Genomic DNA, 13,282 nt, shown 5'->3' with positions numbered 1-13,282 from the left:
GAACAAAAGCGACGGGAGTGACGCATGGAAGACGGTCTGTTCAAAGGGCTGAAGGTGCTGGACTGCGCGAGTTTCATCGCCGCGCCCGCCGCAGCCACAGTGCTGTCCGACTTCGGCGCCGACGTCATCAAGATCGAACCGCCCGGTGCCGGCGACCCCTATCGCAATCTGCCCAACCTGCCCGGTTATCCCAAGAGCGAGCACAACTATGCGTGGATGATGGAGAGCCGGAACAAGAAGAGCCTCGCGCTCGACCTCGCCAAGCCGGAAGGCCAAGCGGTGCTCTACAAGCTCATCGCCGAAGCGGACGTGTTCATCACCAATTTCCCACCGCCGGTGCGCAAGCGCCTGAAGATCGCCTATGAGGATATCGCACCGCTGAACGAGAAGCTGATCTATGCCTGCTTCACCGGCTATGGCGACAAGGGCGCGGAAGCCGACAAGCCAGGCTTCGACTCGACCGCTTGGTGGGCACGCTCCGGCATGATGGATCTCGTTCGCGCCGACGAGGACACCACGCCCGCGCGTTCGATCGCCGGCATGGGCGACCATCCCTGCGCCATGGCGCTGTATGGCGCCATCGTCACCGCGCTTTACAAGCGCGAGAAGACCGGCAAGGGCTGCCAGGTGAAATCCAACCTGATGGCCAATGGCGTGTGGTCGTCGAGCGTGCTGGCGCAGGCCAAGCTGGTGGGCGCCAAGTTCGAGAAGCGCCGCTCGCGCGAGGAAGCGCTCAACGCCGTCACCAATCACTACAGGTGCCGCGACGGCCGCTGGATCATGCTGTCGCTGCTCGCCGAGGAGCGGCAGTGGCCGGCTTTCACCAAATGCCTCGGCCGCGAGGACCTGCGCGACGATCCGCGCTTCGCAACCAAACCGGATCGCCATGCGCGCTCGGTCGAACTGATCAAGATCCTGGACGAAGTGTTCGCGACCCGCGACCTCGCCGACTGGCGCGAGCGACTTGACGGCAATGGCCTCGTGTTCGGCTTTGTCGGCATCCTCGACGATATTCCGAACGATCAGCAGATGAAGGACAACGATGTGCTGATCCCGTTCGAGGGAACCGACATCCTCACCATCAACAGCCCGATCTGGATCGGCGGCGAGACCAAGCGCAAGCCGCATCTGCCGCCGTCGATCGGCCAGCACAGCGACGAGATCCTACGCGCTGCGGGCTTCAATGATACCGATATAGCGCGGTTGCGCGCTTCCGGCACGGTAGCATAGTCGCGCACGGCGGGGACTACGCAGCCCGCGCGAAAGAGTTTCAAATTGCGATGCGGCCTGTGATCACGAAGTGGTCACGGGCCGACCTGAAACCGTCTCTCCCAAAATGCGTAGCTGATCTTGTTAGCGCAACAGGCACTGGCCATGTCGCGCACGACGAGATCACGACGTCTGCGGATTCCCCGCCGGCGACGCCACTATCAACCGGGAGACGACCATGTCCAAGAAGCGCATTGCACTGCTGTCATTCGCCGCCTTCAGCACGCTAATGATTTCGGCGAGCTTCCTTGAGCCTGCTGCTGCCAAGATGATGAAGGGCGAGAACACCGTCATGGTAGGCGGCGCCGCGATGTATCCGTCCAAGAATATCGTCGAGAACGCCGTGAATTCAAAGGATCACACCACACTGGTCGCCGCCGTGAAAGCTGCCGGCCTCGTCGATACGCTGGCCAGCCCCGGCCCGTTTACCGTCTTCGCGCCGACCAATGCCGCATTCGGCAAACTGCCGAAGGGCACGGTCAATACGCTGGTGCAGCCCGAGAACAAGATGACCCTCACCAAGATCCTCACCTATCACGTGGTGCCCGGACGGCTCTCGGCGGCCGACCTCACCGATGGCAAGAAGCTGACGACTGTTGAAGGCGAACAGCTCACCGTCAAGCGTTCGGGCGGCAAGGTCACGATCGTCGATGCCAAAGGTGGCGCCTCCACGGTGACGATCCCGAACGTCAACCAGTCGAACGGCGTGATCCACGTCGTCAACACTGTGCTGATGCCGGGCTGATCGTTCCAACGCACAGTCCGAATTGACGCATCTCGCCTCTCCCTGTCCGCAGGGAGAGGCATATTTTTCGACTAGCGCGCCAGCAGCCAGCCGAAGAAGCCGAGCCCGAGCAGAACCGTTACACCGATCGCCCAGACGCTGACGCGGATGCTGCTTGTCGTCTGCTGTTTGCTCTCGTTCTCGGCGATCGCGATGTCGCGTTCCTTGATCTCTTTGTCGGTCTCGTTCATCGCGTCCTCATTTCATTTCACGAAACACATGCCGATTGCAGACGACGCATCCGCGCCAACCTGCTGACAGGCGAGACCTTCGGCACAGGTCCAGGACGCGAAGCTCTTGTCCGCGACGCCGTTCTGCTTCGGTCGATAACATGTCGCGCCCCAGCCATCGAGGAGAGGCGATCCCGCGAGTTCATTGTTACCACGCATCTGCGGGCGATCCGAAAAGCCGCGCGAAAAATCCGGCGCCTTTCCATCGCGTATCGCCATGACGATATCGCGACGGCGGGGCTGGTCACCGATGAAATGCGGCGATGCCGGAACCGTTCCCTGCGATTGCTCTGCCAGCGTATTCGCACCAGGAAAATGGAAGCCGCCGATGCCGCGGATCTGGTGACAGCCACCGCAGGTAATGTCGTTCAGCCGGCGCGCGAAGCCAGCGGGCGAGCGGATGTTCTCGAGCGCGCCGCCCTGCGCCACCGCCCGCTCCAGCGCGGCGATGACGCCACGCTCGCTGAACACACCCCTCCCCTTACCATCCGCTGCCATCAGCCCGAACTCCGGCTGTAGCGCCGACGGTGCAAAGCCGGCTGGTGTCGACGACAGCGACATGGTCGCAAGGAATTTCTCGGGGATCAAAACTGTACCGCGATCGAAAGCAAGGAGATTGACGGGCGCAAGCAGCCAGTCGCGAAACGCGCGACCGAGCGCCGCATCAGCCAGCAACCGGTCACGGTCGATCTGGTTCTCCATGGGTGCCTCGCGAAACTGCTTCACGGTGGCATCGAAGCGAAACACCTTCTGCAAATAGTCGGTGCGGAATTCCTGCGTCTCGGACTTCGGTCGATGCACAATCTGCAGATTGGTCTCGACGCGATCGACATGCGCGGCTGTGATTGTCGCAAGCGGACCATCCGGTTTCAGCAAGCGATCCGCGCGCGCAGCGCCAGTCTCGGTGAACAACGCAGAATCGAGCCAGCGCCCGGCGAGATCCGCGCATGTCACCGACGCATCGTTCGGATCCTTCGCACGAAGCACAAGATTGAGCGTCATCGGCAGGCGCGGCGGCGTTGTGCCAGCGGCCGTGCGCGTGAGGCGATAGATCAGCCTGATCTCACCGCAGGTATCCGGCGCGACATAGGCCCGATCCATGCGGTTAACGATTCCGGCGAGAACGAACCGCGCGTCCGGCGATGTCAGCATCGCCTGGTCGAACAGTTGCACGTCATGGCCGGGGCCGACTCCGATCCTCACGCGCGGCTGATGCTTTTGATGATCGGCGAGATAGCGCGCAAAGGCATCATCCAGCGCGGCGCGGATTTGTGTCATCGCAGGCAGAGCAAACAGCGCGTCGTTGGGGATCGGCGTTGTCCGCGCGGGATCTAGCAGCTGCGCGAGGCTGAGACCGTGGGTGTTGTGCGTTTCCAGTGCCCGCAACACACCGGGATCGGTGACGGCGAGACCATTGCCCTCATCCGCCCGCGCGACGGGAGCCTCGAGGCAGAGCAGCACGGCAATGAAGCTCAAGCGAAGTCGCACGGCGCAATCCCAAACGTCACGTCGGGAGGCTAGCCCAAAACAAAGGCCGCTGCACCAGCAGCGGCCTGAGCGCAGTCATCACAGGAAGGGCGGATCAGCGGGCGACGATCAGGCCGCGGCTCGTGACCACTGTCCAGCGACCGTCCTGCTTGCGGATCGCATCGACGCGGCCGAGACCCGGAACCGGATCGCCGGCATAGACTTCGAAGATTCCGGCACGGCCCTCGATAGTGGCACCGCCGCCGGCGATGTCGATGATGCGCCAGCCTTCGACCATGGGCAGGCGCGCAACTTCGGGCTTCGGTGCGGGGGTCGGCACCGGGGTGTTGATCGAACCGGTGACTTCCTTGGCCGGTGCCGAGGCAACCGGTGCAGGGGCCGGCGCGGGCGTAGCAGCAGGCGGCGGCGTGGTGCGCAGCTTTTCGACGGTCTCGCTCAGCTTGGCGAGTTTCGCGGCCGGTTCAGCCTGCGCCTTCTCGAGCTTGTCGAGACGATCGGCAGACTTCGCGCGCGCCGCAATGGACTGCTTGGCGTTGCGGTCGACCTCGGCCTTGAGCGCCGAGAGTTCGCCGTCGAGACGGGCGATGTGTTCTTCCAGTGCCTGGTTGGTCGACTTGGTATCGTCGGCGGCAAACAGCTTGCCGAGGCCCGACATGGCCACCGAACCGCCGACTGCGCCGACGGTGATGCCCAGCGCGATCATCGCGGCAATCGCCATCATCCGGCTGCGGCCAGCCTTCTCTGCCGACTCGATCTTCGGCTCGGAATTGACGAAGTCTTCCCACGAGCGCTCGCGCGACGCATTCTCGCGGGACGCGCCATCATGCGGGCCGCTGTCGCGGGAGGGAGCCATGATGGTGATCCGACCGGGCGCGCCGAGCTTCGGCGCTTCCCTCTTTGGCATCTGGGCGGGGCGGTCAGCACTGCTGCGATCGTCGCCTTGCTCCGGTGCGAGCTTCGGCGAATCCACGTGGATGTCAGCATCGTGGGAACCGGCCGCCGCCGCGCCGGTGTCGACGTGATCGCCGCTGACGTCTGGGGTGGAATCGGCCTTGTGCTCGCTCACGATCAAATTCTCCGGAATAGATGAACACTTTGGTAACTTTCATTGCTTGCCAAATCCTTACCGGCCACCGTGCTTACGAAAATTTCACCTCTTATCCGGCGGCGGAACCGTTGCTTGACGCGCACGCGCCCCGCTCGCACAACACCTGCAAACAGAACAATCGGGGAAATGCCATGAAGCTCTACGATTCCATCGGACCGAATCCGCGCGTGGTGCGCATGTTCTTGGCCGAGAAGGGCATCAGCCTCCCCGTCCAGACCGTAGATCTTGCTGCTGGCGAGAACCGCGAACCCGCGCATCTGGCGCGCAATCCGCATGGGCAGATGCCGACGCTCGAACTCGACGACGGCGCCTATGTGTCCGAAACCGTCGCGATCTGTGAATATGTCGAGGAAACACATCCGACGCCGCCGCTGATCGGCACTACGCCGGAACAGCGCGCGGAGGCACGGATGTGGCGCCAGCGCGTCGATCTCAACATCTGCCAGCACATCGCCAATGGCTATCGCTTTTCGGAGGGGTTGAAGCGCTTCGAGACGCGCATCGTCTGCGTACCCGAAGGCGCGCCGGGCCTGAAGACAATCGCCATCGACCGGCTGCGCTGGCTCGACGGACAGATGGGCGGCAAGACCTTCATCTGCGGCGAGCGGTTCACGATGGCCGACATCGTGTTGTTTTGCTGGCTCGATTTCGCCGACAAGGTGAAGCAGCCGTGGGATCGGGGCAATGCGAAGGTCGCGGCGTGGTTCGAGCGGGTGAATGCGCGGGAGAGTGTGAAGGCGTGAGCGGAGGTCAATGGCCTCTCCACGTCATTGCGAGGAGCGAAGCGACGCGGCAATCCAGAAGGTCACAAGCGAAGACTGGATTGCTTCGCTACGCTCGCAATGACGGCTGAGGGAGCAGCGCGTTACAGCACCACCGGCGCATCGGGCAGCTCATTCACAGACGCGCCGTCCCGCGGGAAGTGAGCCGCCAGATGCTGCGTCACAACAGTGATGCCCTTGATCACGCCCTGTTCGAAATGCCCGGCGCGAAACTCGGCTTCCATCATCTGGCAGATCGCTTCCCAGCCGGCTTTGCCGACGCGGGCATCGATGCCGCGATCGACCACGATCTCGACGTCGCGATCGGCGAGCAGCAGATAGATCAGCACGCCGTTGTTATGCGCGGTGTCCCAGACGCGCAGTTGCGCGAACACATCGATGGCGCGTTCGCGGGCGGACTGATTGCGGAACAGCGGCGCGCCGTCCAGCGCGCCCTCGACGACAAAGCGGATCTGTCCGGCATGGCTGGCTTCGGAGGCCTTGATGGCCTGCTCGATCCTTGCGAGCGATTGCGGCGGGAACGCCTTGCGGACCCGCGAGCGATTGCCGAGCAGATGGTTGCCGATGCGTTTCAGGCTCATCACCAACTCCCCGAAGCGCCGCCGCCACCGAAACTGCCACCGCCTCCACTGAAGCCGCCGCTGCTCGATGAACTCCCTGACGACCAGGAACCGCCGACGCCCCCAATATAGCCACCACCGCGGCGTCCACCGCCTCCGCCGCCCGACATGAGGGCTTCGCTGATCAGCGTAAAGAAAAACGCGATCGCGCCGAGAATGCCGCCGAACAGCAGGCTGCCGGCGACCAACCAGACCACCGTGGTGACGAGCCCGCCGGTCGCCAGCGAGCCGAACAGCCGGCCGAAGATATTGCGCAGGATGCTGCCGAAGATCAGCACGCCGAACAGCAGGAACGGGGCATATTCCACGATCTGATCGAGGGCATTCGAATTGCCCTTCCATTCATCCGGCGCCGGCAGCGGCTCGCCGTCGATCACCTTGATGATCTGGTTGACGCCGGCTGTGATGCCACCGGCGAAATCGCCGGTCTTGAAGCGCGGCGTGATGATCTCGTCCATGATCCGTTTTGTCGTGACGTCGGTCAGCGCGCCTTCGAGGCCGTAGCCAACTTCGATGCGGAGCTTGCGATCATCCTTGGCGACCAGCAGGATCGCGCCGTCATCGACTTTCTTGCGGCCGATCTTCCAGGCTTCGGCAACGCGGATGGAGTATTGCGCGATGGCTTCCGGCGCCGTGGTGGGCACGATCAGCACCACGATCTGGCTGCCCTTGCGCGACTCGAAATCACGCAGCGTGCTGTCGAGGGACGCCTGTTCGCTCTGGCTCAGCGTCGCGGTCTGGTCGACCACGCGCCCCGTCAGAGCCGGCACAGCCACATCGGCCAGAGCGACGGCGCTCCAGCACATCAGTAATGCCAGCAGACAGGCTTTGATCGCCTTCATCGGATCGGCCTGATCGGCACCGGCTATTTCGCGGGCGCCGGCGTCGGGTTGAAGTCGACCTTCGGTGCGGTCGAAATCTCGCTCTCATTGGCGACGGAGAAATTCGCCTTCTCCTTGTAGCCGAACATCATGGCCGTCAGATTGTTCGGGAAGGTGCGCACACCGACGTTATAATCCTGCACCGACTTGATGTAGCGGTTGCGCGCCACGGTGATGCGGTTCTCGGTGCCTTCGAGCTGCGACATCAGATCCTTGAACAGCGCGTCCGACTTGAGCTGCGGATAATTCTCGGTGACCACGAGCAAGCGCGACAGCGCGCTGGAGAGTTCGCCTTGCGCGGCCTGGAATTTCTGCAGCGCGGCAGGATCGTTGACCACATCAGGCGTCGCCTGCACCGAGCCAACCTTGGCGCGTGCATTTGTGACGCCCAGAAGAACGTCCTTCTCCTGTTGCGCAAAGCCCTTCACGGAATTCACGAGATTCGGCACGAGGTCCGCGCGGCGCTGATACTGGTTGACCACTTCCGACCAGGCCGACTTGACCTGCTCATCATTGGTCTGAATCGCGTTGTAACCGCAATTGGTCAGGCTGAGGGTCGCCAGTGCTGCCAGCACGGTCAAAAACTTGCGCATGAAATTCTCCTGTGACGCGGCTCAAATGGCTCGACCGCTTCTAGCACAGGCAAACGACGAAAGCCGCCACAAGTTCATCGCGAATGCTGCAATGCCCATACGGGTTTATGTTTGCATGCCCGGCATTCATTGTTAGCCTTGCCAGAACCATCGGCCCACAGAAGCCGAGGACATTTGGGGAGGTTTCCATGACGGACGTGCTGAACACGTTTCCGACGGTCGGGGCGCAGACCTTGCGGGCGCTGGCGCGCTATCCGGATCGCATCGCTTTCAGCTGGCCCGGCGGCTCGATCACCTATCGCGGCACCACGGACCTGATCGGGCGGCTGCAGAATGTGTTCATGAACCTCGGCGCATCGCCCGGCACGAAAGTGGCGCTGCTCACGGCCAACCGCGCCGACACCTGGTGCGCCGGCGTCGCCGCGCAACTGTCGCGTTTCGCAATCTCATGGCTGCACCCGCTGGGCTCGATGCAGGATCAGATCGACCAGATCGAGGACGCCGAAGCAACGATCCTGATCATCGATGCCGACAATTTCCTGCAGCGCGGCGGCGAGCTCGCCTCGCGCGCACAGGGCCTGCAACACGTGTTCACGCTGGGCCGTGCGGATTATGGCATCGATCTTCTGAAAGTCGTCGGCTCGGGCGGCAGCGCCACTGCGCGGGACTTTGCACAGGTCGATGACATCGCCGTTCTGAACTACACCGGCGGCACCACCGGAAATCCAAGTGTCGGGCTTTGCCAGCGCCATTCTGTCCGACTTCGAGATCCCGGACACGCCGAGCTATCTCACGGTGGCGCCCATCAGCCATGTCGCCGGCACCAAGGTGCTGCCGACGCTGATGCGCGGCGGCACGGTACATATGCTGAAAGGTTTTGATCCCGAAGCGGTGCTCAAGACCATCGAACGGGAGCGGATCAATTTCACGCTGTTCGTGCCGACCATGATCTATGTGTTGCTCGACAACCCGACGCTGTCAAAGACCGACCTATCGTCGCTCGATCTGGTGCTTTACGGCGCATCGCCGATGTCACCGAGCCGGCTGGTGGAAGGCATCGAACGTATCGGCCCGGTGTTCTCGCAACTTTATGGGCAGACCGAATGCTATCCAGTGTCGGTGCTGCGCAAGACGGATCATGATCCGAAGAAGCCTGAGCTGTTTTTGTCCTGCGGTTTTCCAATCGCGGTCTGCGATGTCCGCATTCTCGACGATGACGATCAGGAGGTCTCGCCCGGCGAGGCCGGCGAGATCTGCGTGCGCGCACCGCATGTGATGAAGGAATACTGGAAGCGGCCGGAGCAGACGGCCGAAACGCTCAAGAATGGCTGGCTGCACACCGGTGACATCGCCCGCGCCGACGAGCGCGGCTACATGTTCATCCTCGACCGCAAGAAGGACATGATCGTCTCCGGCGGCTTCAACATCTTCCCGCGTGAGATCGAGGATGTGTTGACCACCCATGCCGATGTCGCCATGTGCGCCGTCGTCGGCGTTCCCGACGACAAATGGGGCGAGGCTGTCACCGCCATCGTGGTCGCGCGTGGCGGTGCGAAGCCGGATGCGGATGAGCTGATCAATCTGGTGAAGACCCGCAAGGGTTCGGCCCATGCGCCCAAGCACATCAAGTTCGTGACGGAGCTGCCGATGACCGGCGTCGGCAAGATCGACAAGAAGGCGCTGCGCGCGAGCTTCTGGGTCGGGCGCGAGCGGATGGTGGGGTAAGCGCTTAGCACTAACGCCGTCATTCCGGGGCGCGTGTGCATCTTGCGCACGCGAACCCGGAATCTCGACATGGCTGAACACTTCGGGATTCCGGGTTGCCTGCCAGCGGCTTCGCCGCTGACCTGCGCCCCGGAATGACCGTGGAGGGTCACCACCTAGTGACTTGCATGATGATAGTTACTCCCCTATCTTCCCCCCATGGAGCGCAAGAGTTTCGAAAAACTGGAATGCCCGGTCGCCCGCAGCCTTGAGCGCGTCGGCGAGTGGTGGAGCATTCTGATCATGCGCGACGCCATTTACGGCATGACGCGGTTCGACCAGTTCCAGAAGAACCTCAACATCGCGCCGAACATGCTGACCCGTCGGCTGGCAGTCCTGGTCGAGGCCGGGCTGCTGGAGAAGCGGCTATATTGTGAAAAGCCACCGCGCTACGAATATATCGTGACGCCGCGCGGCCGGGATTTCCGCTCCGTGCTGTGGTCGCTGCAAAGCTGGGGCAACCGGCACTTCGCGCCGGAGGGTGAAAGCGTTGTTCTGATCGACAAGGAGACCGGCGAGACCGCCGATCCCATCCTGGTCGACCGCCGTACCGGCAAACCAATCACCGAAGCCACCCACGCCAATGCGCCCGGCCCTGCCGCCAGCGCACGCGTGCAACGGCGGCTCAGCAAACCGCGCCCGCAGAAGGACGGATCACCATGAAACTGGAAACGCCGCAGGCCATCGTCGCCGCCACGGCTGCGCCCGTCCACGAGATGAACCCGCGGACGCGGATGCTGCTGCAGGCGCCAATCGCCTCCACGCTGGTCAAGCTCGCCTGGCCCAATCTGCTGGTGATGCTGGCGCAGGCCTCCACCGGCCTGATCGAGACCTGGTGGGTGTCGCATCTCGGCAGCGACGCGCTGACCGGCATGGCCGTGGTGTTTCCCGGCTTCATGATGATGCAGATGCTGTCGGCCGGCGCCATGGGCGGCGGCATTTCCTCGGCGATTGCGCGTGCGCTCGGTGCGCGCCGCACCGACGATGCCGAAGCACTGGTGATGCATGCCACGCTCATCAATATCCTGCTCGGCCTGATCGGCTCGGCGATCTTCCTGATCTGGGGCCGTGCGATTTACACGGCGATGGGCGTCAGCGGCGGCGCGCTGGACGCGGCCATGCAATATTCCAACGTGGTATTCGGCGGCAGCGTTTTAGTTTGGCTGATGAACGGCTTTGCCAGCATCATCCGCGGCACCGGCAACATGCTGGTGCCGTCGCTGTCGATCTGTATCGGCGTGGTGCTGCTGATCCCGCTGTCGCCGCTGCTGATTTTCGGCTGGGGACCGATTCCGGCCCTCGGCATTGCCGGCGGTGGCTGGGCCGTGGTGCTGTCGACCTTCACCGTGGGCGCCGTGCTCGCGGGCTACATTCTCTCCGGCCGCTGTATCGTCCATTTCAAACTGGCGCGGCTGCGCTGGGATCTCTCAGCCGACATCTTGCGCGTCGGCGCCATCGCTGCGGTGATTTCGCTGCAGACGAGTTTCACGGTGCTGCTGACCACCGCACTGGTCGGCGGCTTCGCTGGCGGCGACGCCGTGGCGGGCTTCGGCACCGGCGTCCGGCTGGAATATCTGATGGTGCCGCTGGCCTTCGGCTTCGGCGGCCCGCTGGTCGCCCTGGTCGGCACCAATATCGGCGCCGGGCAGGAGCAGCGCGCGCTGCGGGCGGCGCTGATCGGCGGCGGTATGGTGTTCGTGATCACCGAAACCGTCGGCCTGGCGGCCGCGATCTGGCCGGCCGCGTGGCTCGGCCTGTTCGGGTCGGATCCACAGATGATCGAGACCGGCAGCGCCTATCTGCGTATCGTCGGCCCGGCCTATGGCTTCTTTGGCCTCGGCTTGTCGCTCTATTTCGCCTCGCAGGGCGCCGGCAAGATGCTCTATCCGCTGCTCGCCGGCGTGCTGCGGCTGCTGATCTCGATCGGCGGCGGCTGGCTGGCGCTGCGGCTGACGGGATCGCTGACCTGGCTGTTTGCCTGCCTGACATTCGCCCTGGTCGTCTACGGCACTATCATCGTCACGGCGGTGGCGTCCGGGACCTGGTTCAAGACCAAGCCGGTCTGATGGCGATGTGATCGCCAGCGATGTAATCGCCTGACAGCGATGTGATCAGCCGACAGCGGATTTTCCGCTGGGAATAAAGATGTGCATATGCCTCATGCAGTTGCACGCCTGTAGGAGCAAAGCGAACTATCCTAGATAGCGCGGATCGGCAGCCAGTTCGGCCGCACCCAGGAATCCCCAGCTATGGCAGACGGTATCGCGGCACAGGCTCCCCAGCCGACGGAAGGGCTGACGCCGAGCCAGCAGCGTTGGGCGCGGCTTGCCATCTTTACCGCCCTTGCCATGGCCTCGCTCGATACCGCCATCGCAAATATCGCGTTGCCCTCCATCGCCACCGACCTGCATGCGACGCCAGCGGATGTGATCTGGGTGGTCAATGTCTACCAGATCGCCATGGTCGCCACGCTGCTGCCATTGGGCGCGCTGGGCGAGATCGTCGGCCATCAGCGCATCTATCTCGGCGGGCTGATCCTGTTCACGATCGCGTCCGTCGCCTGCGCATTCGCGTGGTCGCTGGACACTTTACTGTTCGCGCGGGTACTGCAGGGCCTCGGCGCCGCCGGCGCCATGAGCGTCAATGCCGCGCTGGTCCGCGTGGTTTATCCCCCAAGCCATTTCGGCCGCGGGCTCGGTCATAATGCCCTCGTCGTCGCGACGGCCTTCACCCTCGGCCCTACCATCGCCTCGGGCATCCTGTCGGTTGCAACTTGGCCCTGGCTGTTCGCGATCAACCTGCCTTTCGGCCTCGCCGCCATTATCATCAGCCTCAAGACACTGCCAAAGACCACGCGCGCCACCCATCGTTTCGATTTTCTCGGTGCCCTGCTGACCTCGCTCTGCCTCGGCCTGCTGATCCTCGGCATCGACAGCGCCGCCCATCACACGGCGCCATCCATCGTCGTCGCCGAACTGGTTGCCGGCCTGCTGTTCGGCTGGCTGCTGCTTCGCCGGCAGGCCGATCACCCTGCACCGATGCTGCCGATCGACCTATTCCGCCGCCCACTGTTCGCGTTGTCGGCGGCCACGGCGGTTTGCTCCTTCTCCGTCCAGGGCCTCGCCTTCGTCTCGCTGCCGTTCTATTTCGAAGAAGTTCTGCATCGTTCGGCAGTCGAGACCGGCTTCTTCCTGACGCCCTGGCCGCTGGTCGTCGGCATCATGGCGCCGATCGCCGGCCGGTTGTCGGACCACTATCCCGCCGGGCTTCTTGGCGGTATCGGCATGGCCCTGCTCGGCATCGGCATGGTGCTGCTGGCCACCCTGCCGCCCGACCCGAGCGTCGCCAATATCGTCTGGCGGATGGTGATCTGCGGCGCCGGCTTCGGCTTCTTCCAAGCGCCGAACATGAAGGCGATCATGTCGAGCGCGCCGGCCGGCCGCAGCGGCGGCGCCAGCGGTATCGTGGCCACCGCCCGGCTGACCGGCCAGAGCATGGGCGCAGCGCTTGCCGCCTTCTGCTTCGGCCTGTTCGGCCATGGCGGCGCGACCTGGGCGCTGGCGCTCGGTGCCGGTTTTGCCGCGCTCGGCTGCGTCATGAGCTTCCTGCGGCTGATCGTCCCGTCGTCACCCAGTCACTGATTTCAGAGATAATTTAGCGAACTCACATTTCTCTTTTGCAATGCCGTATTAAGTGATGTGATATACTGCAGTGCAGAGACAGATATTTTGCAGCGCAAGTAACAAAACTGAGTTCCATTGCC

General features: G+C 63.3%; 12 protein-coding genes and 1 pseudogene. 7 read left to right on the top strand and 6 right to left on the bottom strand.

Annotation, left to right across the window (positions count from 1 at the left end; translation table 11 throughout):
- Positions 1–24: 24 nt before the first annotated feature.
- Together LPB73_RS04850 and LPB73_RS04845 are read left to right on the top strand one after the other, a co-directional pair.
- Complete coding sequence (locus LPB73_RS04850) at positions 25–1,230, top strand: CaiB/BaiF CoA transferase family protein (protein WP_231079789.1); 1,206 nt, start codon at positions 25–27, stop codon at positions 1,228–1,230.
- Positions 1,231–1,447: 217 nt separating this feature from the next.
- A complete protein-coding gene (locus LPB73_RS04845; RefSeq protein WP_175368393.1) occupies positions 1,448–2,014 on the top strand; it encodes a fasciclin domain-containing protein in 567 nt (188 codons plus the stop codon).
- Between the two features lie 71 nt (positions 2,015–2,085).
- On the opposite strand, the gene LPB73_RS04840 is transcribed toward LPB73_RS04845, so the two are convergent.
- The 3 genes from LPB73_RS04840 to LPB73_RS04830 form a co-directional block, all read right to left on the bottom strand.
- Positions 2,086–2,244 (bottom strand): hypothetical protein, encoded by a 159-nt coding sequence (locus tag LPB73_RS04840; RefSeq protein WP_231079788.1) that lies wholly within the window; start codon positions 2,242–2,244, stop codon positions 2,086–2,088.
- 12 nt (positions 2,245–2,256) lie between these two features.
- Positions 2,257–3,771: a hypothetical protein gene (locus tag LPB73_RS04835; RefSeq protein WP_231079787.1), complete on the bottom strand. Its 1,515-nt coding sequence runs from the start codon at positions 3,769–3,771 to the stop codon at positions 2,257–2,259.
- A 94-nt stretch (positions 3,772–3,865) separates the two neighbouring features.
- Complete coding sequence (locus LPB73_RS04830) at positions 3,866–4,837, bottom strand: hypothetical protein (protein ID WP_231081289.1); 972 nt, start codon at positions 4,835–4,837, stop codon at positions 3,866–3,868.
- Positions 4,838–5,010: 173 nt separating this feature from the next.
- On the opposite strand from LPB73_RS04830, the gene LPB73_RS04825 reads away from it, so the two are divergent.
- Positions 5,011–5,622, top strand: coding sequence for a glutathione S-transferase family protein (locus LPB73_RS04825; protein ID WP_231079786.1), 612 nt, complete (start codon positions 5,011–5,013; stop codon positions 5,620–5,622).
- Between the two features lie 122 nt (positions 5,623–5,744).
- On the opposite strand, the gene LPB73_RS04820 is transcribed toward LPB73_RS04825, so the two are convergent.
- From LPB73_RS04820 to LPB73_RS04810, 3 genes are read right to left on the bottom strand one after another with little or no spacing between them, the layout of a single operon-like run.
- On the bottom strand, positions 5,745–6,242 hold the full coding sequence (locus tag LPB73_RS04820) for a TPM domain-containing protein (protein ID WP_231079785.1): 498 nt from the start codon (positions 6,240–6,242) through the stop codon (positions 5,745–5,747).
- Complete coding sequence (locus LPB73_RS04815) at positions 6,242–7,123, bottom strand: TPM domain-containing protein (protein ID WP_231079784.1); 882 nt, start codon at positions 7,121–7,123, stop codon at positions 6,242–6,244. The genes LPB73_RS04820 and LPB73_RS04815 overlap by 1 nt, the downstream gene beginning before the upstream one ends.
- A 23-nt stretch (positions 7,124–7,146) precedes the next feature.
- Complete coding sequence (locus LPB73_RS04810; RefSeq protein ID WP_089265314.1) at positions 7,147–7,755, bottom strand: LemA family protein; 609 nt, start codon at positions 7,753–7,755, stop codon at positions 7,147–7,149.
- A 188-nt stretch (positions 7,756–7,943) separates the two neighbouring features.
- On the opposite strand from LPB73_RS04810, the pseudogene LPB73_RS29195 reads away from it, so the two are divergent.
- The 4 genes and pseudogenes from LPB73_RS29195 to LPB73_RS04785 all read left to right on the top strand — a co-directional run bounded on the left by LPB73_RS29195 (position 7,944) and on the right by LPB73_RS04785 (position 13,160).
- Positions 7,944–9,480 (top strand): annotated as a pseudogene (locus LPB73_RS29195) (AMP-binding protein).
- 198 nt (positions 9,481–9,678) lie between these two features.
- Positions 9,679–10,182 (top strand): helix-turn-helix transcriptional regulator, encoded by a 504-nt coding sequence (locus LPB73_RS04795; RefSeq protein ID WP_175368385.1) that lies wholly within the window; start codon positions 9,679–9,681, stop codon positions 10,180–10,182.
- Positions 10,179–11,585 carry an MATE family efflux transporter gene (locus LPB73_RS04790; protein WP_231079783.1) on the top strand — a complete coding sequence of 469 codons (1,407 nt, stop codon included), beginning with the start codon at positions 10,179–10,181 and terminating at the stop codon, positions 11,583–11,585. The genes LPB73_RS04795 and LPB73_RS04790 overlap by 4 nt, the downstream gene beginning before the upstream one ends.
- Before the next feature lie 183 nt (positions 11,586–11,768).
- Positions 11,769–13,160, top strand: a complete 1,392-nt coding sequence (locus LPB73_RS04785; RefSeq protein ID WP_231079782.1) for an MFS transporter — start codon at positions 11,769–11,771, stop codon at positions 13,158–13,160.
- Positions 13,161–13,282 lie beyond the last annotated feature (122 nt).

It is taken from the genome of Tardiphaga sp. 37S4, from assembly GCF_021044645.1.
Classification (GTDB): Bacteria; Pseudomonadota; Alphaproteobacteria; order Rhizobiales; family Xanthobacteraceae; genus Tardiphaga; species Tardiphaga robiniae.
The sequence above is the reverse complement of the archived record's forward strand: the minus strand, read 5'-3'. Positions and strand labels throughout refer to the sequence as shown.

Bases quoted from the DNA above. Each gene is read 5' to 3' on its own strand.
- LPB73_RS04850 (WP_231079789.1), top strand. From the start codon at position 25: ATGGAAGACGGTCTGTTCAAAGGGCTGAAGGTGCTGGACTGCGCGAGT.
- LPB73_RS04845 (WP_175368393.1), top strand. From the start codon at position 1,448: ATGTCCAAGAAGCGCATTGCACTGCTGTCATTCGCCGCCTTCAGCACG.
- LPB73_RS04840 (WP_231079788.1), bottom strand. From the start codon at position 2,244: ATGAACGAGACCGACAAAGAGATCAAGGAACGCGACATCGCGATCGCC.
- LPB73_RS04825 (WP_231079786.1), top strand. From the start codon at position 5,011: ATGAAGCTCTACGATTCCATCGGACCGAATCCGCGCGTGGTGCGCATG.
- LPB73_RS04820 (WP_231079785.1), bottom strand. From the start codon at position 6,242: ATGAGCCTGAAACGCATCGGCAACCATCTGCTCGGCAATCGCTCGCGG.
- LPB73_RS04815 (WP_231079784.1), bottom strand. From the start codon at position 7,123: ATGAAGGCGATCAAAGCCTGTCTGCTGGCATTACTGATGTGCTGGAGC.
- LPB73_RS04810 (WP_089265314.1), bottom strand. From the start codon at position 7,755: ATGCGCAAGTTTTTGACCGTGCTGGCAGCACTGGCGACCCTCAGCCTG.
- LPB73_RS04795 (WP_175368385.1), top strand. From the start codon at position 9,679: ATGGAGCGCAAGAGTTTCGAAAAACTGGAATGCCCGGTCGCCCGCAGC.
- LPB73_RS04790 (WP_231079783.1), top strand. From the start codon at position 10,179: ATGAAACTGGAAACGCCGCAGGCCATCGTCGCCGCCACGGCTGCGCCC.
- LPB73_RS04785 (WP_231079782.1), top strand. From the start codon at position 11,769: ATGGCAGACGGTATCGCGGCACAGGCTCCCCAGCCGACGGAAGGGCTG.